Origin of the sequence: Paenibacillus sp. PastM-3, from assembly GCF_029893965.1 — a bacterium.
Classification (GTDB): Bacteria; Bacillota; Bacilli; order Paenibacillales; family Paenibacillaceae; genus Paenibacillus_AQ.
On record NZ_JARXXP010000027.1, the window covers coordinates 49726 to 69771 of the forward strand.

At 48.2% G+C, this 20046-nt stretch carries 29 protein-coding genes and 1 rRNA gene; 26 read left to right on the forward strand and 4 right to left on the reverse strand.

Going from position 1 to position 20046, the window contains the following annotated elements; genetic code table 11:
• Window positions 1–22 precede the first annotated feature (22 nt).
• The 14 genes from rplO to rpsI all read left to right on the forward strand — a co-directional run bounded on the left by rplO (window position 23) and on the right by rpsI (window position 8484).
• Window positions 23–463, forward strand: a complete 441-nt coding sequence (gene rplO, locus M2108_RS26110) for a 50S ribosomal protein L15 (RefSeq protein WP_020427058.1) — start codon at window positions 23–25, stop codon at window positions 461–463.
• Complete coding sequence (gene secY / locus M2108_RS26115; protein ID WP_068727653.1) at window positions 463–1761, forward strand: preprotein translocase subunit SecY; 1299 nt, start codon at window positions 463–465, stop codon at window positions 1759–1761. Before rplO ends, secY begins: the two co-directional genes overlap by 1 nt.
• Window positions 1762–1858: 97 nt before the next feature.
• Window positions 1859–2503: an adenylate kinase gene (locus M2108_RS26120; RefSeq protein WP_277472293.1), complete on the forward strand. Its 645-nt coding sequence runs from the start codon at window positions 1859–1861 to the stop codon at window positions 2501–2503.
• 4 nt (window positions 2504–2507) lie between these two features.
• On the forward strand, window positions 2508–3260 hold the full coding sequence (gene map, locus M2108_RS26125) for a type I methionyl aminopeptidase (RefSeq protein ID WP_277472294.1): 753 nt from the start codon (window positions 2508–2510) through the stop codon (window positions 3258–3260).
• 11 nt (window positions 3261–3271) lie between these two features.
• On the forward strand, window positions 3272–3580 hold the full coding sequence (locus M2108_RS26130) for a KOW domain-containing RNA-binding protein (RefSeq protein WP_277472295.1): 309 nt from the start codon (window positions 3272–3274) through the stop codon (window positions 3578–3580).
• Between the two features lie 2 nt (window positions 3581–3582).
• Complete coding sequence (gene infA / locus M2108_RS26135) at window positions 3583–3798, forward strand: translation initiation factor IF-1 (RefSeq protein WP_018753971.1); 216 nt, start codon at window positions 3583–3585, stop codon at window positions 3796–3798.
• A gap of 53 nt (window positions 3799–3851) precedes the next feature.
• Window positions 3852–3965, forward strand: coding sequence for a 50S ribosomal protein L36 (gene rpmJ, locus M2108_RS26140; protein WP_003322638.1), 114 nt, complete (start codon window positions 3852–3854; stop codon window positions 3963–3965).
• Between the two features lie 19 nt (window positions 3966–3984).
• Entirely contained in the window at window positions 3985–4353 is a 369-nt protein-coding gene (gene rpsM, locus M2108_RS26145) for a 30S ribosomal protein S13 (protein ID WP_042181056.1), read from the forward strand.
• A 19-nt stretch (window positions 4354–4372) separates the two neighbouring features.
• Window positions 4373–4768: a 30S ribosomal protein S11 gene (gene rpsK / locus M2108_RS26150; protein WP_062520357.1), complete on the forward strand. Its 396-nt coding sequence runs from the start codon at window positions 4373–4375 to the stop codon at window positions 4766–4768.
• Between the two features lie 131 nt (window positions 4769–4899).
• On the forward strand, window positions 4900–5844 hold the full coding sequence (locus M2108_RS26155; RefSeq protein WP_068727647.1) for a DNA-directed RNA polymerase subunit alpha: 945 nt from the start codon (window positions 4900–4902) through the stop codon (window positions 5842–5844).
• Between the two features lie 42 nt (window positions 5845–5886).
• Window positions 5887–6252: a 50S ribosomal protein L17 gene (gene rplQ, locus M2108_RS26160; protein ID WP_019908254.1), complete on the forward strand. Its 366-nt coding sequence runs from the start codon at window positions 5887–5889 to the stop codon at window positions 6250–6252.
• Window positions 6253–6574: 322 nt separating this feature from the next.
• Entirely contained in the window at window positions 6575–7354 is a 780-nt protein-coding gene (truA, locus tag M2108_RS26165) for a tRNA pseudouridine(38-40) synthase TruA (RefSeq protein ID WP_277472303.1), read from the forward strand.
• 279 nt (window positions 7355–7633) lie between these two features.
• A complete protein-coding gene (gene rplM, locus M2108_RS26170) occupies window positions 7634–8071 on the forward strand; it encodes a 50S ribosomal protein L13 (RefSeq protein WP_277472304.1) in 438 nt (145 codons plus the stop codon).
• A 20-nt stretch (window positions 8072–8091) separates the two neighbouring features.
• Window positions 8092–8484 carry a 30S ribosomal protein S9 gene (gene rpsI / locus M2108_RS26175; RefSeq protein WP_090719859.1) on the forward strand — a complete coding sequence of 131 codons (393 nt, stop codon included), beginning with the start codon at window positions 8092–8094 and terminating at the stop codon, window positions 8482–8484.
• 80 nt (window positions 8485–8564) lie between these two features.
• On the opposite strand, the gene M2108_RS26180 is transcribed toward rpsI, so the two are convergent.
• Both M2108_RS26180 and M2108_RS26185 read right to left on the reverse strand, forming a co-directional pair.
• The gene (locus M2108_RS26180) at window positions 8565–9452 is read right to left on the reverse strand and encodes an ImmA/IrrE family metallo-endopeptidase (protein WP_277472307.1); all 888 of its coding nucleotides are present in this window, start codon (window positions 9450–9452) and stop codon (window positions 8565–8567) included.
• A gap of 95 nt (window positions 9453–9547) precedes the next feature.
• Window positions 9548–9934, reverse strand: a complete 387-nt coding sequence (locus M2108_RS26185; RefSeq protein ID WP_277472308.1) for a helix-turn-helix domain-containing protein — start codon at window positions 9932–9934, stop codon at window positions 9548–9550.
• A gap of 251 nt (window positions 9935–10185) precedes the next feature.
• Between M2108_RS26185 and M2108_RS26190 the strand changes: the two genes are divergently transcribed.
• The 7 genes from M2108_RS26190 to M2108_RS26220 all read left to right on the forward strand — a co-directional run bounded on the left by M2108_RS26190 (window position 10186) and on the right by M2108_RS26220 (window position 15081).
• Window positions 10186–10500 carry a hypothetical protein gene (locus tag M2108_RS26190; protein WP_277472309.1) on the forward strand — a complete coding sequence of 105 codons (315 nt, stop codon included), beginning with the start codon at window positions 10186–10188 and terminating at the stop codon, window positions 10498–10500.
• Window positions 10501–10503: 3 nt separating this feature from the next.
• Window positions 10504–10686 (forward strand): hypothetical protein, encoded by a 183-nt coding sequence (locus M2108_RS26195; protein ID WP_277472310.1) that lies wholly within the window; start codon window positions 10504–10506, stop codon window positions 10684–10686.
• On the forward strand, window positions 10673–10984 hold the full coding sequence (locus tag M2108_RS26200; RefSeq protein WP_277472311.1) for a hypothetical protein: 312 nt from the start codon (window positions 10673–10675) through the stop codon (window positions 10982–10984). Before M2108_RS26195 ends, M2108_RS26200 begins: the two co-directional genes overlap by 14 nt.
• Before the next feature lie 166 nt (window positions 10985–11150).
• Complete coding sequence (locus tag M2108_RS26205; protein ID WP_277472319.1) at window positions 11151–11843, forward strand: phosphoadenylyl-sulfate reductase; 693 nt, start codon at window positions 11151–11153, stop codon at window positions 11841–11843.
• Window positions 11844–11888: 45 nt separating this feature from the next.
• Window positions 11889–13058 (forward strand): sulfate adenylyltransferase, encoded by a 1170-nt coding sequence (sat, locus tag M2108_RS26210; RefSeq protein WP_277472312.1) that lies wholly within the window; start codon window positions 11889–11891, stop codon window positions 13056–13058.
• Between the two features lie 78 nt (window positions 13059–13136).
• The gene (gene cwlD / locus M2108_RS26215; RefSeq protein ID WP_277472313.1) at window positions 13137–13883 is read left to right on the forward strand and encodes an N-acetylmuramoyl-L-alanine amidase CwlD; all 747 of its coding nucleotides are present in this window, start codon (window positions 13137–13139) and stop codon (window positions 13881–13883) included.
• Between the two features lie 91 nt (window positions 13884–13974).
• Window positions 13975–15081: an Mrp/NBP35 family ATP-binding protein gene (locus tag M2108_RS26220; RefSeq protein ID WP_277472314.1), complete on the forward strand. Its 1107-nt coding sequence runs from the start codon at window positions 13975–13977 to the stop codon at window positions 15079–15081.
• Between the two features lie 75 nt (window positions 15082–15156).
• Here M2108_RS26220 and gerD read toward each other — a convergent pair whose 3' ends face one another.
• Complete coding sequence (gene gerD / locus M2108_RS26225) at window positions 15157–15831, reverse strand: spore germination lipoprotein GerD (RefSeq protein WP_277472315.1); 675 nt, start codon at window positions 15829–15831, stop codon at window positions 15157–15159.
• Between the two features lie 121 nt (window positions 15832–15952).
• Here gerD and M2108_RS26230 point away from each other — a divergent pair, with 121 nt between their 5' ends.
• The gene (locus tag M2108_RS26230; protein WP_481856949.1) at window positions 15953–16552 is read left to right on the forward strand and encodes a KinB-signaling pathway activation protein; all 600 of its coding nucleotides are present in this window, start codon (window positions 15953–15955) and stop codon (window positions 16550–16552) included.
• A gap of 176 nt (window positions 16553–16728) precedes the next feature.
• Window positions 16729–17550 (forward strand): PPK2 family polyphosphate kinase, encoded by an 822-nt coding sequence (locus tag M2108_RS26235; protein WP_277472316.1) that lies wholly within the window; start codon window positions 16729–16731, stop codon window positions 17548–17550.
• 49 nt (window positions 17551–17599) lie between these two features.
• On the opposite strand, the gene pdaB is transcribed toward M2108_RS26235, so the two are convergent.
• Complete coding sequence (pdaB, locus tag M2108_RS26240) at window positions 17600–18406, reverse strand: polysaccharide deacetylase family sporulation protein PdaB (protein ID WP_277472317.1); 807 nt, start codon at window positions 18404–18406, stop codon at window positions 17600–17602.
• Window positions 18407–18537: 131 nt separating this feature from the next.
• Between pdaB and M2108_RS26245 the strand changes: the two genes are divergently transcribed.
• From M2108_RS26245 to M2108_RS26255, 3 genes are all read left to right on the forward strand, one after another.
• The gene (locus M2108_RS26245; RefSeq protein WP_277472318.1) at window positions 18538–19134 is read left to right on the forward strand and encodes a stage II sporulation protein M; all 597 of its coding nucleotides are present in this window, start codon (window positions 18538–18540) and stop codon (window positions 19132–19134) included.
• Between the two features lie 246 nt (window positions 19135–19380).
• Window positions 19381–19611: a hypothetical protein gene (locus M2108_RS26250; RefSeq protein ID WP_025336637.1), complete on the forward strand. Its 231-nt coding sequence runs from the start codon at window positions 19381–19383 to the stop codon at window positions 19609–19611.
• Between the two features lie 359 nt (window positions 19612–19970).
• A 16S ribosomal RNA gene (locus M2108_RS26255) occupies window positions 19971–20046 on the forward strand; the annotation flags it as partial.

The window sequence follows — 20046 nt, forward strand, 5'->3', positions numbered from 1 at the left end:
AAAACATAAGGAGGTGCAAACGATGAAGTTACATGAACTTGCTCCAGCTCCTGGATCCCGCAAAGAACGCAACCGCGTTGGTCGCGGACCAAGTAGCGGTAACGGTAAAACGTCCGGACGTGGTCATAAAGGTCAGAACTCCCGTTCCGGCGGTGGTGTTCGTCCTGGCTTCGAGGGTGGTCAAAACCCGCTCTATCGTCGTCTGCCTAAACGTGGTTTCATCAATCCTACCCGTAAAGAGTATGCGATTGTGAACCTGGAAGATCTGAATAGCTTTGCTGAAGGAACTGAAGTGACTCCACAGTTGCTGATTGAAACTGGTGTTGTCAAGAATTCCAAGAGCGGCATCAAGATCCTCGGTAATGGCGAACTGGCCGTTAAATTGACTGTACAAGCAAATAAGTTCTCTCAATCTGCGGTAGAGAAAATCGAGGCTGCCGGCGGTAAAACCGAGGTGATCTAATGTTCAAGACGCTTAAGAATATATGGCATGTTGAAGATTTGCGCAAAAAGATCCTGTTTACCCTGTTCGTTCTGATCATCTACCGCATCGGTTCGTTTGTACCGGTTCCCGGTGTGAACAAAGAAGTGCTGGAATCAACAAATCAGAGCGGCGAAGCTTTGATGGGTCTTTTGAACACCTTCTCGGGCGGAGCGCTCAAAAACTTCTCGATTTTTGCGATTAGTATTTACCCGTACATCACAGCATCCATCATAGTGCAATTGCTCTCGATGGATGTTATTCCTAAGTTTGCCGAATGGGCTAAGCAAGGGGAGCACGGGAAAAAGCAACTGGCGCAAATCACCCGTTACGGTACAGTCGTACTCGGTCTGATTCAAGCGTTTGCGACCTCAATCGGGTTTAACCGGATCTACGGCACTGAGATGATTCCGAATGCAACCTTTGCGGATTACCTGCTGATCGCGATCATACTGACTGCAGGTACATCGTTCCTGATGTGGCTTGGTGAACAGATCACTGAAAAGGGAATAGGAAACGGGATTTCGATCCTGATTTTTGCGGGAATCGTCGCCGCCATCCCGGGATATATCACGACTACGGCGCAATCAAGCTTTATTCAGCCGGATCAGGTGTTCCTGAATATTCTTAAAGTCGTTATTATACTGATCGTGATTGTGGGTATTATTACAGGGGTTATCTTTGTTCAACAAGGTATCCGTAAGATCCCTGTACAATATGCCAAACGCGTGGTCGGTAACAAAATGTACGGTGGACAGAATACACACATTCCGCTTAAAATCAATGCGGCAGGTGTAATTCCGGTAATCTTTGCCGTTTCACTGCTTCAATTTCCAATTGTAATCTCGAGCTTTTGGTCAACGCATGAATGGGCTAAATGGATCACCAACAATCTTGCTCATGATAAGCCGCTAGGGATGGTACTGTATGTAATCATGATCATCGGATTTACGTTCTTCTACACGTTTGTCCAGATGAACCCGCAGCAGATGGCTGACAACATGAAGAAGAACGGTGGTTACATTCCTGGTATCCGTCCGGGTAAAGCAACTGAGAAGTATTTGACCAGAGTAATGTCGCGCCTGACCATGTCCGGTGCCCTTTTCCTGGCTGTTATTTCTGTCTTGCCTGTACTCTTCGGTTCCCTGTCCGGCTTGCCGCGGCAGGTGCAGATTGGCGGTACCGCGCTGTTGATCGTGGTCGGTGTAGCACTGGATACGATGAAGCAGATCGAGAGCCAATTGATCAAACGCCATTACAAAGGCTTCATCAACAAATAGGCGATAGGTTCCGTGAAGCTAAGGTCTACCTACTTCCCGGCACCTATTGTGCTGTTTCTTGCTTGGTGGCGAACTTTTGGGGGGAGAAGAGAGAAACGTGAACATTTTATTCATGGGCCCTCCTGGGGCAGGCAAGGGAACGCAGGCAGCTGTAATTGTAAAAGAACTTGGTATTCCGCATATTTCGACAGGTGACGCCTTCCGTTTAGCGATAAAGGAACAGACACCGGTCGGGCTGAAAGCCAAATCTTATATCGATCAAGGTTTGCTTGTACCTGATGATGTGACCATTGGAATCGTTGAGGAACGGCTCCAGCAGTCCGATTGCGAAAAAGGTTTCTTATTGGATGGTTTTCCAAGAACCCTTTCGCAAGCGGAAGCGCTGGAAGATCTTTTGAGCCGTGCCGGCACTTCACTGGATCATGTAATCAACTTGAATGTGGACCGCGGACTGCTGATGGCGCGTCTTACCGGACGCCGGATCTGCAAGGTATGCGGTGCATCCTACCATTTAATTTTCAACCCGCCGAAGCAAGAAGGCATTTGCGACATTGATGGCGGTGAACTGTATCAACGTCCGGATGACAACGAAGAGAGCGTAGGCAAGCGTCTGGATGAGTATGATAACAAGACAGCGCCGCTGCTTGCATTCTATGAGAATAAAGATCTTTTGCGGCAGGTAAACGGAGAGAACGAAATTGACGTCGTTACTTCCGAAATCGTATCTTTACTGCGGGGTTAATGTAATGATCATTTGTAAATCCGAGCAGGAACTTGCCTTTATGAGGGAAGCTGGTCGTATTGTTGCCGAGAGTCACCGGCTGATTGCCAAGGCCATTGAGCCTGGGATCACCACCGGAGAGCTCGACAGAATCGCCGATCAATATATTCGCAGTCAAGGTGCTGTGCCGTCTTTCAAAGGTTACAACGGTTTTCCTGCCAGCATTTGCGCTTCAGTCAACGAACAATTGGTGCATGGATTTCCGGGTAAACGCAAGCTGATCGAAGGTGACATTGTGACGCTGGATATTGGTGCCGAGTACCGCGGTTATCACGGTGATTCCGCCTGGACCTACGGAGTGGGCAGCATTTCCGAAGAAGCTCAGCGTCTGCTGGACGTCACGGAAGGCTCCTTGTACGCAGGATTGGCGTTAGTCAAACCGGATGTGCGCTTGTTTACAATCTCCCATGCGATCCAGCAGTATATCGAGGACGCCGGTTTTTCCGTCGTGCGCGAGTATGTTGGCCATGGCATCGGGGCAGAACTGCATGAAGAACCGCAAATTCCGAACTATGGCATAGCGGACCGCGGACCACGTCTGAAGCCGGGTATGGTACTCGCGATTGAGCCGATGGTAAACGCCGGGGACAGATATGTCAGAACTCTGGAAGATAACTGGACGGTCGTCACGGTAGACGGCTCACTCTGTGCTCACTTCGAGCATACAGTAGCTGTTACACCAGACGGCATGGAAATTTTCACAAAACTGAATGCGTAGGTGATCTTCACGTGAATACTGGGAGCAGCCCGCAGGTTGGTCAGATCGTGAGAATTCTCAAAGGCAAAGATGCCGGAGAGGCTGCCGTTGTTATCGCAGTTGTTGATAGCAGGTTTGTATACATTGCTGACGGAGACAAACGAAAGTTTGACGGGCCGAAGAAGAAGAATATTCATCATCTGGAGCTCATACCCTTCATAAGCAGTGAGGTTGTGAACAGTTTGGAAGAAACCGGCCGGGTAACCAACGGAAAGCTGCGGTTCGCAGTAATGAAGTATGGAAATCCAGCTGGAAAAAGTGCTGATGAGAAAGGAGACTAACTGTGGCTAAAGAAGATGTCATTGAAGTGGAAGGAACGGTCATTGAGCCGTTGCCGAATGCAACGTTTAAGGTTGAGCTTGAGAACGGTCATCAAATACTTGCCCATGTGTCCGGGAAATTGCGGATGCACTTTATCCGTATCCTAACCGGAGACAAAGTGGTCGTGCAGTTATCGCCTTATGATTTATCAAAAGGCCGTATAACTTACCGTAAATAGATGGGAACTACAACAAAAGTTTTGCTTCGCAAAACTTTGAGGAGGTAATGAACATGAAGGTAAGACCTTCTGTGAAGCCCATTTGCGAAAAATGCAAAGTCATCCGCCGCAAAGGGACTGTTATGGTAATTTGCGAAAATCCGAAACACAAACAAAAACAAGGTTAAGAAGGGGGTGTAGCGTAAAATGGCTCGTATAGCTGGTGTGGATTTGCCACGTGACAAACGCGTTGAGATCGCCTTGACTTATATTTTCGGAATCGGTAAAACGACTTCCCAGAAAATTCTTAATGAAACAGGCATTAACGTTAACACACGTGTCCGTGATTTGACGGAAGATGAAGTCAGCAAACTGCGTGAAACGATCGACAAATCGGTCAAGGTTGAAGGTGACCTGCGTCGTGAAATTTCCTTGAATATTAAGCGTCTTACTGAGATCGGCTGTTACCGCGGTGTTCGCCACCGTCGTGGATTGCCTGTTCGCGGTCAACGCACTAAAACCAATGCTCGTACCCGTAAAGGCCCGCGCCGTACGGTAGCAAACAAAAAGAAATAAGAAGGGGTGATAAGAGACAATGGCTAAACCGAAAAAAGTCGTACGTACAAAACGTCGCGACCGGAAAAATATCGAGTCTGGCGTGGCACACATCCGTTCCACGTTCAACAACACTATCGTTACGATCACGGATCCTCACGGAAATGCAATTTCCTGGGCTAGCTCCGGTGGTCAAGGATTCAGAGGTTCCCGTAAATCGACTCCATTTGCAGCGCAAATGGCAGCCGAAACTGCTGCTAAGGCAGCTATGGAACACGGCATGAAGTCCGTTGAAGTTATGGTTAAAGGACCGGGTGCGGGCCGCGAAGCTGCCATCCGTTCCCTTCAGGCCGCTGGTCTTGAAGTAAACCTCATTAAAGACGTAACTCCGGTTCCTCACAATGGATGCCGTCCGCCGAAACGTCGCCGCGTATAGTGAAATCAGAATTGTGATTGTGGTATAATTCTGACGCATCTGCTAATAATAGGTGTTTAGGCATACTACATGATGCACCTGATGGGGTGACAGTTTCATATAGGAGCGACGTTTGAAGGAGGGGTACACTCGTGATAGAAATCGAAAAGCCGAAAATTGAGACCGTAGAAGCCAATGATGAAGGAACCTATGGGAAATTCGTAGTTGAACCGCTGGAACGTGGATATGGCACGACTCTGGGGAACTCGCTTCGCCGGATTCTGCTGTCCTCCCTGCCGGGAGCCGCTGTGACTTCGGTCCAAATTGACGGCGTTCTGCATGAGTTCTCGACCGTTCCTGGCGTAATGGAAGATGTGACGGAAATCATTCTGAACCTCAAAGCTCTTTCGCTGAAGATCCATTCAGACGAAGAGAAGGTGTTCGAGATTGATGCTGAGGGTGAAGGCATCGTTACCGCAGGTGATATCCGTGCGGACAGCGATGTTGAAATCCTCAATCCGGATCTTCATATTGCAACGCTGGGACCTGGCGCGAGACTTCACATGCGTATTTTTGCAGGCCGTGGTCGCGGCTATGTCCAAGCAGACCGGAACAAACGCGACGATCAGCCAATCGGTGTAATTCCGGTTGACTCCATCTACACGCCGATTTCCCGCGTAAACTATGTCATTGATAACACTCGTGTCGGACAAGTGACTAACTATGACAAGCTGACGCTGGAAGTTTGGACTGATGGCAGTATCAGACCGGAAGAGGCTGTAAGCCTCGGAGCCAAAATTTTGAACGAGCACCTCGTCTTATTCGTAGGTCTTACGGATGAAGCGAAAGACGCCGAAATTATGGTGGAAAAAGAAGAAGACAAAAAAGAAAAAGTGCTTGAGATGACAATCGAAGAGCTTGATCTTTCTGTCCGTTCCTACAACTGCCTCAAACGTGCCGGTATCAATACCGTACAAGAGCTGACTACGAAAACTGAAGAAGATATGATGAAGGTCCGTAACCTGGGCCGCAAATCTTTGGAAGAAGTTCAAGAGAAGCTTGAAGAGCTTGGTTTGGGTCTTCGCACAGAAGAATAGTTCACAGATTGCTTGAGTACTTGAGTGAAGGAGGGAAAACAAATGGCATACCAAAAATTGGGCCGTGATTCCAGTGCGCGCAAAGCGTTGTTCCGTGACATGGTAACGGATCTGTTCCTATACGAGCGCATCCAGACAACGGAAGCCAAAGCGAAGGAAGTTCGTTCCATCGCTGAGAAACTGATCACTAAAGCTAAGAAGGGCGATCTTCATGCTCGCCGTCAAGTAGCTGCTTTTGTTCGTCGTGAGACTGTAGACGGTGAGCAAGATGCAATCCAAAAATTGTTCTCTGATATTGCTCCTCGTTACACAGAGCGTCCAGGCGGATACACTCGTATCCTGAAGCTGGGACCTCGCCGTGGCGATGCTGCGCCTATGGTTTATCTTGAACTGGTAGACCGCGCGTAGTAATACAAGTCATGATTTCCGATTTGTACTCTTTAAGTTCATGATCTCCGGAGATTGAGCAGTAAGTATTTATGTTATTGTGCTGCAGGGGCGATAAGGCCCTGCTGTACCAATAACCGCGGGAATCACCTTGTAAAGAGTAGAAGGAGCTCCCGCCGGGGCTCTTTTTTTTAAATATAAGGATTTATATGTTTTACGCTATAAATCATCCTTATATTTCTCGCAGAAACGGCTACCGTCCTGTTTAGGACGGCTAAGCCGTTTCTACTTGTGAAAATGAATTACGGTTAAGTGAGCTTAGGAGCTTGAAAGGAAGAATGAAATGCGCAATCTATTGATGAAGGTCAATTATGACGGTACCCATTATGATGGCTTTCAGACCCAGCCTCAGGGCAATACGATTCAGGACCGGCTGGAGCAGGCGATTCTCCATCTGACCGGCGAGGCGCTGAAGATTACAGCCTCAGGCCGGACGGATGCAGGCGTTCACGCTTACGGTCAGCCGTTCAACTTCATTACTTCCTCCCAGATACCGCTGGAACGATGGTGTCTGGCGCTTAACGCCAGATTACCGCAGGATATCGTTGTTACTGAGGCGATGGAGGTGCCGCTTTCGTTCCACTCACGTAGAGGAGCCAAACGGAAGACCTACCGGTACACGATAAACGGCAACAGGTTTCCCGACCCTTTTCAGCGGCGCTGGCAGCACCACCACCCCTTGAAGCTGGACATAATGGCCATGCAGCAGGGACTGGCGCATCTGGTGGGCACTCATGACTACACTTCATTTGCATCCCGCAAGTCAACCAAGACTTCGCATGTACGGACTATTTATGAAGCCTACATGGAGATTGACCGCAGTATGTGCCGTCCAGGCTCGGATGACCAGGGTGTTATTCATACTTATATTACCGGCAGCGGTTTTCTGCAGCACATGGTCCGTATTATTATGGGAACGCTGATTCAGGTGGGCGAGCGCAAGTACCAGGCGGACAAAGTTGCGGATATTCTGGCAGCATGCAACCGTGCTGCAGCGGGACCTACAGCGGTTGCTAAAGGACTTGCACTTTGGAGTGTGGAATATGATGAGGACAATAATTGAACAATCTGGAAAACTCGCAGAAACGGATACCGTCCTGAATGGGACGGCATGGCCGGTTCTACTTGTAGAAAATAAATGAGATCTGGATTAAAAATGACTTGCACTTGTCGTGGTTATGCTGTAGTATAAAAGTTGTGTTTTCTTGATGGCTATCCCACAGCCCCGCTCAAGAAAATGCTAACAAAACAAGCTTTACCTAACTAACTTAATCGTAATTCCAATGAGAAATCAGATATACGAAACATAAGATTTTCGTACGAGAACAAGGAGGAAACATTCATGCGTACCACCTATATGGCGAAGCCGAACGAAGTTGAACGCACTTGGCACATCATTGATGCCGAAGGCAAGACACTTGGTCGTCTGGCTAGCGAAGCCGCTGCTCTGATCCGTGGCAAACACAAACCGCAATTCACTCCGCACGTTGATACTGGGGATTTCGTAATTGTTATCAACGCTGAGAAGATTCACCTGACAGGCAAGAAGCTGCAGAACAAGAAATACTACCGTCACTCGATGCACCCAGGTGGTTTGAAAGTTACAACTGCTGATCAGCTGCTCAAGACAAAACCTGAACGTGTAATTGAATCTGCTGTTCACGGTATGATTCCTAAGACTCGTCAAGGCGATCACATGAAGCTGAGACTTAAAGTTTATGCAGGCGCCGAGCATCCACATGCAGCACAAAAACCTGAAGTTTACGAACTTCGCGGATAAGAATAGAGGAGGACAGTTTCATGGCACAAGTACAATACTATGGGACAGGTCGTCGTAAACATTCGGTAGCACGTGTTCGCCTTGTACCGGGTGAAGGACGCATTGTCATTAACAAACGTGAGATGGATGAGTACTTCGGTGTAGAAACACTGAAGATGATCGTAAGACAACCTTTGAACCTGACTGAAACACTGGGCAGCTACGATGTAATCGTTCTTGCACACGGTGGCGGAACATCCGGCCAGGCTGGAGCAATCCGTCACGGGATCGCCCGTGCACTTCTGAAGGTTGATCCAGAATACCGCGGTGCTCTTAAAAAAGCCGGCTTCCTGACTCGTGACCCACGTATGAAGGAACGTAAGAAATACGGCCTCAAAGCCGCTCGTCGCGCTCCACAGTTCTCGAAACGTTAATATTCCCTTGTTTTTCAAGGACATCAAGCCTCTGGCCCTTTGGGTCAGGGGCTTTTTATATTCTTCGGGAAAATGTCCTCTTAATTAAATTTTCGTGTTACTCTCTGATCGGTTTCAATAATCTGCTCAACATCCCGCATATGCATCACAAAAGTATTTTTAGACAATCCGTATCTAAAGACCAGCCTGTGAATCTGTAAAGTTAATTGTCCGTCGAAACAAACAATATCGCCGCTAATAGTGGGTTCTACTGCAATATCTTTTAAAGCCTCCCACTCAAGCTCCTGGAACCGAACATCTCTGGGTATAGGCAGTTCATACTGCGTGGTTAATGTTTTATAGTCTAACCTTATAATAAGTTGATCAGGGCCATCAAAAGTGCTGTGAGGATCATAGTAGGCGAATATTTTAGTTACATCAGGAAACTCCGGTTGCTGGTTTACTCTGTGAGCAGGGTAACTGAAATTAGTTAATCCATTTGTCAATTCACCCTCGTATTCGCGGCGCAGAATTTGATCAAATCTTATTTTTGCCAGCTCTTTTGGAACGCCAAAAGTATCGGATATTAGCTGGATAGTCTGATTATAATCACCGGGCAGCTGCTGTGACTGAATCATAAAGTAAGGCATCGAAGCATAGAGTACAAAATGTTCAGCGTCCCTTTCCTGGGCTTTAATGAAAAGAACCGGCATAACCAGCTGATTGCCGGCATGCCTGAGAATATGACAAAGCTCATGCAGAAAGTCTAGCCGTTGTTTCATAGGTGAGAGCCGGCTGTCTATGAGAATGCAGCGTACACCTGAATCCGACTCATAAGCCCTGCTGCTAATTGGAGAGTATTGAACATAGACGTCAAGGGCTTCAGCAAGCCTCTGGAGGGTAATATGCTCTGGCGCAAATATGTGATCTTCTATGTACAAAGTTTCTATAAACTGCTCAAGAAGCGTTTTTTTATAATGTTTAAACATAAGCTTCCTCCTATAAAGGGAATATACGTTCGTATTTATGGGTGCGTGAAACCAGCTCGATGGCTGATACCACGATAATGCTTACTAATATTGTGTTACTGACCCGGTTCTGATTTTTTCTTCTCAGCGTCTTTAATGAAGTGCCAAAAGGTAAGCATTTCCCGTTTACGTTCTTCTGGAGCATCGAGATAATCTTTGAAAAATAAGCTGTGTTCCGGATTGTTAATAAAGGCTTCAAACTCAGCGAGTTCCTGTTTAAAGGAGCTAGCCTCGTCTGGTCTAAAGGCCAGACGGTCCATTTCCTCAGTAGTTATCCCTAAAGCACGGCATACTTTAATCACATTATCCACTGAAGCTCCGCCTACACCCCTCATCAGCATGGATCTGAGTGTAGTATAGGGAATGCCTGCCTTTTCAGCAAATGCCTTTGTGTTCAGGCCGGTTTCCTCAATCAGTTTTTTTAAAACTTCAGCCCTCCGCACATGTAGCCCTCCTTTTAACCAAAGCAAATATACGTTGATTCGCATTCTCTTTTCATTATAGAGAGGATAAATAAGAATGTAAATGTTCAATATCGTATTTCAGTAGAGATTTTTAATTGACAAAATACGAAATTGAACATAGTATAGTTAATAAATACGCAATTGAGTATTTTACGCATAACCGCGAAGCAGGAAAGGGGTGACATTCCTTAGATACTCAGCAGTAAATCTGTCTTGGAAGGAGGGGCGCCGTGACAGACGGTGGCACCAAAGTGGACGAGCGTGCAGTTGAAACGGCAAGTATTGACTTGGGATCTAATTTACCGGGAGGACGTTTGCTGCAGTCCACTGTTTTTCGCGCGGGAGTTCCCGCATACTTGAAGCCTTTATTCACTGATAAGCCGGATATAGCAGAACTGACTGTACCGGTAGAGGGAATGGCGGAAGTGCTGGAACGCATCGTTCAGGCTGGAACTGCAGAGCATGCAGCATATCAAAGGCTTTTAGGAAAAGGGAATGCCGGGACAGATGTCGGTTGTTCAATAATGTTGATTCCGTGTTTATAAGCCATGAATTTGCTGCTGCCCTTGCTTAAAGTCAAATCATCTGACTGGGCTTCAACTTATGTGGCAGGTAAGGACTATACAGCAGCGTTTGACGCCGTTAAAGACGTTTTTATTTTGCCGCTGGGTTTCCGGGGGCTATATACATTAAAAAGGGAAGGAAAGGAGCTGGAGGATGGTAAGCAATGATTTATCCAACCTTGAAAAACTGATGCCACTGGCGGAGAAGTATGGCCTGGCATATATCGTCGCACTGATTTTGCTGATAATAGTAATGACAATTGTAAGATCCATCGTTAAGGGCAGCCTGGTGCCGCGTGAACTGCTGGACCGCGCCGAAGAGGATCGGGATCGGCTTCAGGCAATCCTGGACAAAGAACGGGCTGATTTTATGGCTCCGACGCTTGAAGTGCTGCAAAGGCTAAAAACTGATCATGCTGCTGTCAATAGTAACGATGAGGATAGGGGAGATAAAGCTGGAAAGTGAGCTCGGAAATCAGAAAAGAAGGACAAGTTGCAGGTATTCGTTCAGACTTTAACCCAAAATGGATAAAAGTATTGACTTCAGCGTTGTATCGCTTATACTATTCCATATAAGAATAGTTGGAATTGACGGAATAAGCGTTTTATATATTAGGATGGAGGAATACAAGATGAACCTGCTTGAGAAAGAAGATTTAATTAAGGTTAAGGCTGAGGAACTGGAGAATGCTTCACCCGAGGAAATTATCCGCTGGGCAGTAGAGACTTTTCCCAACATCACTTTTGCCTGCAGCTTTGGCGCTGAAGATGTAGTGCTTGTCGATATGCTGCAGAAGGTAAGTCCGTCGACAGATGTGTTTTATCTGGATACAGATTTCCACTTCAAAGAAACGTATGAGACCAGAGATGTTATGGCTGATAAATACGGAATGGAATTCGTCCGAGTATCGCCGCAAATTTCCGTTGAGGAGCAGGCTCAGCAGTACGGTGAAAACCTCTGGACTGTTGATCCGAACCAATGCTGCGCAATCCGCAAGGTAGAGCCGCTGACCCGGATCCTGTCGCAGTATGAAGCATGGATTACCGGTATCCGCCGCGACCAGGCACCAACCCGCGCCAACGCCAAGAAGGTAGAATACGACTACAAATTCGGTCTTGTTAAATTTAATCCGATCGCTGACTGGACATCCGAGGATGTATGGAATTATATCCGCGCCAACAATGTGGTGTACAATCCGCTGCATGACCGTAACTTCCCGAGCATCGGCTGTGAACAATGCACACGTGCTGTAATGCCTGGTGAAGACCCGCGTGCCGGCAGATGGTCTGGCAACGAGAAGACAGAATGCGGACTGCACAAATAATCAAGCACTCATATAAATGTTAACATACAGGAGGAGAGTACCCAGATGACGTCTATACTTCCACACGGAGGAACACTGATTCAGCGTATTGTGGAGGGAGCGCAGAGAGAAGAGCTGCTGCAGCAAGCCTCAGAGAACAAGTCGATTGCAATTAATACATGGACAATATCCGATCTCGATCTGATTGGTGTAGGGGCGTTTTCCCCGCTTGCCGGCTTCCTGAATGAAGCGGATTATCATTCCGTAGTGAACAATATGCGTCTTTCTGACGGCACAGTGTGGAGTATTCCGATTACGCTGGCCGTGCAGGATGAGGTAGCCTCCGGACTTGCGGTGGGGGATACTGTTTCTCTTATCGGTGAGGATGACGGCGTTATTTACGGTCTGCTCGATGTGGAGAGCATTTATAGTGTAGACCAGCAGATTGAAGCGCAGAATGTATTCAGAACAACGGACCCGGCCCACCCGGGTGTCAGCAAGCTGCTGGCTCGCCCGTCTACCTATGTAGGAGGACCCATCAGAGTGCTTAACCGCCCGCAGCCGGAGAAGTTCGGAGAGTTCTATTTTGACCCTGCCGAGACCCGGAAGATCTTCGCTGAGAAGGGCTGGAGAACCGTTGTAGGCTTCCAGACTCGTAACCCTGTCCATCGTGCCCATGAGTATATCCAGAAGTGCGCTATGGAGGTTGTAGACGCCCTGTTCCTCAATCCGCTGGTGGGTGAGACCAAATCGGATGATGTGCCGGCTAACGTACGGATGAAGAGCTATCTGGCGCTGCTGGAGAACTACTATCCCGCTGACCGGACTTTCCTGGGTGTATTCCCGGCGGCTATGCGTTATGCAGGACCGAGAGAAGCGATTTTCCATGCCATGGTCCGCAAAAATTACGGCTGCACACACTTTATTGTCGGCCGTGACCATGCCGGAGTAGGCGACTACTATGGCACTTATGAAGCACAGGAGATTTTCTCGAACTTCACTGCTGAGGATCTGGGAATTACACCGCTCTTCTTCGAGCACAGCTTTTTCTGCGTGAAATGCGGAAATATGGCTTCCAGCAAAACCTGCCCACATCCGGCTGATCAGCATCTGACATTGTCGGGTACCAAAGTGCGCGGACTGCTCCGTGAAGGGAAGTGCCCTCCTCCGGAATTTACACGGCCTGAGGTCGCGGAGATTCTGATCGAAGGAATGTCCGAGCAGGTTAACGCCTAAAATCATACAGCCAGTACTATTTGGCCCTCTTGTCCCATATAGATGAGTAGAATCTATCGGAACGAGGGGGTCTTTGTTATGTCTGGCCGAAAGGAAGGGAAGGTCTCGGTCTGGATTGCCTGGAGCAGCATCAAAAAAAGTGTGCTCGGGATCGTACTGCTTGCTGTAATGATCGGGATCATAGCCTATGATATGCCTACTGCCAGGACGCTGAACTACTGGAGCCTGCCGCTGTCCGGTAAAATTATTGCGATTGATGCCGGTCACGGCGGTCCTGACGGAGGAGCGGTCAGTAAGAACGGACTGATTGAGAAGGATATCAATTTGTCCGTCTCCCTGTATTTACGGGATTACCTGCAGCAGGCAGGGGCGATTGTAGTCATGACGCGCGAGGGTGATTATGACCTTGCCGGTGAAGGAACGCAGGGCTATTCCAAGCGCAAAACAGAGGACCTGAAGCAGCGTGTAAGAAGCATTGAAGAGAAAGGGGCAGACCTTTTCATAAGCGTACATATGAACAGTGTGCCTTCAAACCGGTGGAGCGGAGCGCAGACTTTTTATTATCCGGCCAATGACGGCAACAATGCGCTGGCGGGCTTTATTCAGGATGAGCTGCGGACAACGCTTGAGAATACGACCCGTGTTGCCAAAACAGTGAATACGGTATATCTGCTGAAAATGCTAAAAATGCCAGCCGCGCTGGTTGAGGTAGGTTTTCTTTCGCATCCCGAGGAGTCTGTCCTGCTTGGAGATGATGTTTATCAGCGGAAGGTGGCCACCAGCATTTACCGGGGGATACTGCGTTATGCATCGGAGCAGCCCTGAACGGGTACTACTCATCCGTTGAAGGGTAATGCTATAATAAATACAATTAACCGGAGCCTTACCCGTCCGGAACGAAACAGAGGTGCTCTTCATGCAGACCAGGGAACAAATTCAGGAATTGTTGCAGCCGCTGATTGACCCGGAATCCGGAAAAAGCCTTATTGATCTGCAGCTGATCCGCGACATTATGGTAAAAGAGGATAGAATCTCGTTATCCATTGTGTGTCTTGAGGAAGATGATACCAGCCGTATGGAGCTGGAGCAGAAGGTGCGTGATCTGCTGACCGAAGGGGGAGTGGAGAATATTCATATCCGGCTTCGTAATGCAACCGACTTTGAGCGCTCTACCCTTCGTACCGGGAGCTCTGAGGACAAGCCAGAGCCAGAACAAGGTACAGCTCTGAAAGGGCACGCAGCTGGCCTTGAGGACCATGAGCTGCTGGATGAGAACTCCGGCGTGAAGTTCATTGCTGTAGCCAGCGGCAAGGGCGGTGTCGGCAAGTCGACAGTGACGGTGAATCTCGCAGTAGCCCTCGCGCGCAAAGGTAAAAAGGTGGGCCTCATCGATGCCGACATATACGGATTCAGCATTCCGGATATGATGGGGATCGAGGAGGGGCCAGTCGTCGAAGAAGGAACAATTATTCCGGTTGAACGTTTCGGGGTTAAAGTCATGTCTATGGGCTTTTTTATCCGTGAAAATAGCCCGGTCATCTGGCGGGGGCCGATGCTCGGCAAGATGCTCCGCCAGTTCTTCAGTGATGTTGGCTGGGGGGAGCTCGACTATATGCTGCTGGACCTTCCTCCGGGTACAGGTGATGTGGCGCTGGACGTGCACCAGATGCTTCCTCACAGCAAGGAGATCATCGTAACCACCCCTCATGCCACTGCAGCCTTTGTAGCGGCCAGAGCGGGCTCTATGGCGCTGCAGACAGAGCATGAAATCCTCGGTGTCATTGAGAACATGGCCTATTATGAATGCTCCTCATGCGGGAAGAGAGACTATATCTTCGGACGCGGAGGTGGAGCAAGACTGGCGGAAACACTGCATACAGAGCTGCTTGCACAGGTGCCGCTTGGCGCTCCGGACAATCACATCTCCGAGCCTGATTTTTCCCCCTCCGTGTACAAGGCTGACACTCAAGTGGCCCAGCTGTTTGCCGAGGTTGCGGACAAGCTGATCGCTAAGTACGAATAGCACGTTCCAGGTAATAAAAAATATGCGCAACACTACAAGCGGCTTATCCATGTGAACGGATAAGCCGCTTTGTGGTTAAGAGCCGGAGTCGTCTCCGCCCTCTTGTTTCGAGCTGTCTCCGCCGCCTCCCTTTTCCTCGCCTTTTTTCTGAACCTTAGGCTGGAGTTCGTCCTGTACAACCGTTTTGAGCAGTCCCAGCACTTCCATTCGGAAGAGCGGATTCTGCATCGCTTCCTGCATAATGGTCATGGACTGCTTGCGGTAATCGGAGGTCTTGGTAAGATCCAGGAACATTTTCATCATTTCAGGCGACTTCATAATTTCTTCGATTGACTTCTGATAAGTCGGATCCTTAATCAGCTGCAGATGCAGCTCTTTGCTCTGTGTGTTAATGGCTTTTGCGAACTCGCCGGCAAAGGTCGGGTCGGTCATAATCTTTTCGATTTCTTTCTGGTACTCCGGTGCCGTAATGGTATCTTTGACTGCGATCCGGATCTGTTCCGTGGTCTGCAGCGGCATCATTTTCATGCTTAGCCCGCTGACGCTGCTCCCCTCCGAACCGCTGCCTGTGGTCAGAGCCTCCTCGACTGCCTTTTTACCCTCATCGCTTTTTAATATATCGACAACCATTGTCTTCATTTCCTTATATCCCATCTGGCTGGAAGAACTGCTCTGTTCTCCTCCGCAGGCTGTTAAGGTAAGAACCAGGCTGAATGCCAGTCCTCCAGACAACAAACTCCTCCATCTCATTGGCGCTGCCCTCCTTTATAGGAATCCTGAGGGTAGTATGCCGCACCGGTGCACAGGATATGTCGCGGTTTTGATGGTTTTTTGACGGCAGGCTTGGTAAAATAAATCTGACACAGGGGAGGTGGAGTGGCTGAGTATAAGGAAATGGTATCACCTGTTCTGGACCACACTTCTGATAGGCGCTGCCTCGGCCGTGCTGGCGGGACTTGCGCTGCAGGCTGTGAATGGCGGCATAGCCTTCAAGGGAACAGCAGACCTGCTGCTGTACCTGCTTATTTTACTTGGCTCCGGAATGCTTGTTAGCGTTTACGCACAGCTGGGGTTTTTCGCATACCTGATTCTTAACTATATGGGCAACGGTGTATTTTCCCGTAAAGTTTGGCAGTACATACAGCTGGTATTAGCTGTGCTGGCGCTGCTCGAACTGGTGTTCCTGCGGACATTTGTCGGAGCTGAAAGAATAGGCGGGTCTGATCTCGTCCTGGGAATGGGCATTCTGCTTACAGCCGTTATTGTGTCCTATTTCAAGGTGCAGAGCACAAAGGCGGCGGCTGCCATTCCGACCTTTTTCTTTATGACAGCCATCACTATTGTGGAGACGATAGGCGTACTACAGATCGGTGTAGACAGTGCAACTGTGTTTATTGTTGTTCCGCTTATTGCCTGCAATGCATTCCAGATTTTAAGACTGCACCGAATTCTTAAACCGCAATCCTCTTAAAACATACCTTACGCAGAAACCCCGGTGCTCCTAAGCTAATTAAGAGACCGGGGGTTTCTTATTTCCAGCGCGATTAAAATGAAAACAGGAAGGTTAATCTTAAAGAACGGCTTACATAAAAAAGCTAATGACCGCACCGCCGCCGCAACTGAAATGAGTAAGCAGGGAGGGCATATATGAACATCAAGCGCTATATGATAAAAGACACAAGTGAAAATATTCTGAGCAAGCTCGATCCGTCAGAACGCGGCGACTTTCACTCGAAAGAGGAAGCCGCAGCCAAAATGGAGAAGCTCAAAAAACGCCTTGCCGAGCTTCAGGATATTCTTTTCGCCCAAAAGAAGCATTCGCTGCTGGTCATCCTTCAGGGGATGGACTCAAGCGGAAAAGACGGAACGGTAAAGCATATCTTTTCCGGTATTAATCCCCAGGGCTTTATCGTTACCAGCTTCAAAAAGCCGTCACTGGAGGAGGAAGCCCACGACTTCCTGTGGAGAGTGCATATGAAAACTCCGCCCAAGGGCTATATCGCTGCCTTCAACCGCTCTCATTATGAGGATGTACTGGTTCCCCGGGTGCACGGCAGCCTGAAAAAAGACGATATGAAGCGCCGCTTCCGCTATATCCGCCAGTTTGAAGAAATGCTGGTGGAGGAGGGCACAACGGTGATCAAGCTCTTTTTGCATATCTCCAAGGAGAAGCAGCTTGAAAAAATCCAGGAGCGGCTGCAGGACCCGACCAAGCACTGGAAATTCGACGCCAGTGACCTGCAGGAGCGGGAGTATTGGGATGATTACCAAAAGGCCTATGAGGATGTTTTCCGTGAGACCGGCACTGAACAGGCACCCTGGTACTGGATTCCTGCCAATCACCGGTGGTACCGCAATTATCTGGCGTTATCCATCGTGGTCAAAACCCTGGAGGGTCTCGACCTGAGCTATCCGAAGCTGAATTCTCCGACACCTGATATATCTGAGCTCATATCTCCGCGTCATTAGCCAGACGGCCTGCAAGACAAATTACGGTACATCCGGCTACACAAAAGAGTTACATGCCTGCAGCGTCTTCCAGACCCTTATCCAGAGAAGCGGAATCACGGACTTCCGTACCGTCGGCACTGCTTTGGCTGATCAGCTCGGATACAGTAACGAACTCATACCCTTGAGCCCGGAGGTTATCAATAATTTGCGGAAGCGCCTCATGAGTCTGCTTGCAGGAGTCACTGGCATGGAGGAGGACGATATCCCCCGGATGAGCCTTGCTGGTAACCCGTTTAACGATATTGTCTACACCGATGTTTTTCCAGTCCAGCGAATCGGTATCCCATTGGATAACCTTGTAGCCCAGATCGCTGGCCACCTGAAGCACTCTTTTGTCAAAATCACCATTGGGCATACGGATCAGGTTGGGCGATTTGCCGGTTAATTCAGTAAGCACAGTGTGAGCTGTAGAAATTTGGGTGCGGATTTCCTCATTGCTGAGGGTACTGTAGTTAACGTGCTTATGACCATGGCTGCCGATTTCAAAGCCTGCATCCTTAATGCTGGTAACAATCTCCGGATGTGTTTTACTCCAGGGCGAGGAGAGGAAGAAGGTGGCCTTATCTACCTTTTTGTCTTCCAGCACCTTCAGAATCGGTTCAGGCCGCTTTTCACCCCAGCTAATGTCAAAGGTTAAAGCGATCAACTTCTTTTGCGTTGGCACACTGTAAATGGCAGACGGGGCTTGGGCATCCGAAAAAACGGTAATGTTGCCCCTCTCCACGTATACAACACCAGCGGCCAGAAGCGCAGCGGCAAAGATATAGATGAACCGTTTTATCTTTTTGCCGCTGAATACATAAAAAGAATTCATACTAGCAGCGCTCCTCTCCCATTGCGAAATGGCTTGTTTGTTCTAAATGTATGCTCGTACCTAACGCTTATGACCTCGAACGGACCAGAAATCTCATTAACTGCTTGTACTAAACATTTTAGGAGGCCAATATGTTTGCGTTTTCAAGATTCGTCAGAGACCTGGGTACAATCCGCAAGGCGCTTTTGCTGGCACTGACTCTTTTCCTGTTGGGCGGAGTGCTCGGCTGGATCGGCACCGGCAGTCTGCAGAAGCTGCTTGCCCAGCAGCTCGAAGGATTGAGCAGCATCAGCGGAAAGCTCATGGATTCAGATAATCCGGAATGGAGCTTCTTCACGTTTATATTTCTGAACAACAGCATTAAAAGTGTGGCGGTTATTTTCCTTGGTGCACTGTTTGGATTTATTCCGGCGTTCTTCTTATTGATAAACGGTGCTGTTATCGGCTATCTGATCCATCTGTCGGTCATCCAGGGAGCGGATTTGTTTCAACTCATTGTAAAAGGGCTGCTTCCACACGGTATTATCGAAATACCGGCTATTATTATCGCGTGTGCATTTGGGCTACAGTTTGGCGGAAAGGTTATCCAGAGTATGTCCGGAAGAGTTCGGGGGAGCAGCTGGGCTGAGTTTATGCGCCAGACAGTTACGGCATCCGTATGGATAGTAATCCTGCTGCTGCTTGCAGCGATTATCGAAAGTACAATTACATTGGCACTTTTATCATAAAATTCTGATGAATTGAGCATAACATTAAAGCCGATTTGATTTGGGGATTCCTAACATCACATGAGTGCCTGTGCTCAGCAGAACCATAAAGGGAATTTTAGCAATTATGGTTATAGTTCCTATGCTCCGGTTAATCTAGTGTAAGCGGGTATACGCGCAGATTTCCCATCAAATGGACTGACTTCTAACACACAAACAGCAGCGTAAAAGATTTGTTCTCAAAATAATACGAAGGAGGCCAAGCATATGTTGGGGATGTTGTTCAACGAAAAAGAATGCAAGGAGCTCGACTATGTTCTGCGCAAAGAACTTGACGAGATGCTGCTTGATTTAAGTGATCAGCGCTTGGACCAAAATATCAGGCATGCCATTGCCAACCGATATAAAACGGTGTTTCGCATGTATGCGCGGTTTGCTCCGCAGAAGGAGCTGTCGAAATATGCGTGGGGCGGGCGTTCGTCCCAGTTCAAGCATTGATAAAATGAACTGCTGCCTATAAACTTGTGTGCTTGGCCATTAATTTAATAAAGAGGGTTGACTAAACAGGAGCGTACGTGATACATTATATCTCGCGCTCCTTTTGATATTTCAAGAGAAGACGCACGGCAAGAAAAAACGAAAAAAACTTTTTCGAAAAAAATGCTTGCCAAAACGATAAACACTGTGATATATTATAAAGGTCGCCGCTGACAAGCGCGACACTGAAGAAAAGAACAAATTGATCTTTGAAAACTGAACAACGAGTGAGTATCGGAATTCACTTCGGTGATTCCAAATTAGAGAATGTAACATTCTCGTCAGATGTTTCAAAATGAGCAATCGCTCTTTTCAATACTTTATTGGAGAGTTTGATCCTGGCTCAGGACGAACGCTGGCGGCGTGCCTAATACATGCAAGTCGAGCGGAGTTTAT

Excerpts from the sequence above, each read along its gene's own strand:
- M2108_RS26180 (WP_277472307.1), bottom strand. The coding sequence starts at position 9,452 with ATGTTTAAACATTATAAAAAAACGCTTCTTGAGCAGTTTATAGAAACT.
- rplQ (WP_019908254.1), top strand. The coding sequence starts at position 5,887 with ATGGCATACCAAAAATTGGGCCGTGATTCCAGTGCGCGCAAAGCGTTG.
- secY (WP_068727653.1), top strand. The coding sequence starts at position 463 with ATGTTCAAGACGCTTAAGAATATATGGCATGTTGAAGATTTGCGCAAA.
- M2108_RS26235 (WP_277472316.1), top strand. The coding sequence starts at position 16,729 with ATGAACATCAAGCGCTATATGATAAAAGACACAAGTGAAAATATTCTG.
- rpsI (WP_090719859.1), top strand. The coding sequence starts at position 8,092 with ATGGCACAAGTACAATACTATGGGACAGGTCGTCGTAAACATTCGGTA.
- rpsK (WP_062520357.1), top strand. The coding sequence starts at position 4,373 with ATGGCTAAACCGAAAAAAGTCGTACGTACAAAACGTCGCGACCGGAAA.
- rplO (WP_020427058.1), top strand. The coding sequence starts at position 23 with ATGAAGTTACATGAACTTGCTCCAGCTCCTGGATCCCGCAAAGAACGC.
- cwlD (WP_277472313.1), top strand. The coding sequence starts at position 13,137 with ATGTCTGGCCGAAAGGAAGGGAAGGTCTCGGTCTGGATTGCCTGGAGC.
- M2108_RS26250 (WP_025336637.1), top strand. The coding sequence starts at position 19,381 with ATGTTGGGGATGTTGTTCAACGAAAAAGAATGCAAGGAGCTCGACTAT.
- gerD (WP_277472315.1), bottom strand. The coding sequence starts at position 15,831 with ATGAGATGGAGGAGTTTGTTGTCTGGAGGACTGGCATTCAGCCTGGTT.
- truA (WP_277472303.1), top strand. The coding sequence starts at position 6,575 with ATGCGCAATCTATTGATGAAGGTCAATTATGACGGTACCCATTATGAT.
- M2108_RS26195 (WP_277472310.1), top strand. The coding sequence starts at position 10,504 with ATGAATTTGCTGCTGCCCTTGCTTAAAGTCAAATCATCTGACTGGGCT.
- rpsM (WP_042181056.1), top strand. The coding sequence starts at position 3,985 with ATGGCTCGTATAGCTGGTGTGGATTTGCCACGTGACAAACGCGTTGAG.
- M2108_RS26205 (WP_277472319.1), top strand. The coding sequence starts at position 11,151 with ATGAACCTGCTTGAGAAAGAAGATTTAATTAAGGTTAAGGCTGAGGAA.
- rplM (WP_277472304.1), top strand. The coding sequence starts at position 7,634 with ATGCGTACCACCTATATGGCGAAGCCGAACGAAGTTGAACGCACTTGG.
- sat (WP_277472312.1), top strand. The coding sequence starts at position 11,889 with ATGACGTCTATACTTCCACACGGAGGAACACTGATTCAGCGTATTGTG.
- M2108_RS26245 (WP_277472318.1), top strand. The coding sequence starts at position 18,538 with ATGTTTGCGTTTTCAAGATTCGTCAGAGACCTGGGTACAATCCGCAAG.
- pdaB (WP_277472317.1), bottom strand. The coding sequence starts at position 18,406 with ATGAATTCTTTTTATGTATTCAGCGGCAAAAAGATAAAACGGTTCATC.
- rpmJ (WP_003322638.1), top strand. The coding sequence starts at position 3,852 with ATGAAGGTAAGACCTTCTGTGAAGCCCATTTGCGAAAAATGCAAAGTC.
- M2108_RS26200 (WP_277472311.1), top strand. The coding sequence starts at position 10,673 with ATGGTAAGCAATGATTTATCCAACCTTGAAAAACTGATGCCACTGGCG.
- M2108_RS26220 (WP_277472314.1), top strand. The coding sequence starts at position 13,975 with ATGCAGACCAGGGAACAAATTCAGGAATTGTTGCAGCCGCTGATTGAC.
- map (WP_277472294.1), top strand. The coding sequence starts at position 2,508 with ATGATCATTTGTAAATCCGAGCAGGAACTTGCCTTTATGAGGGAAGCT.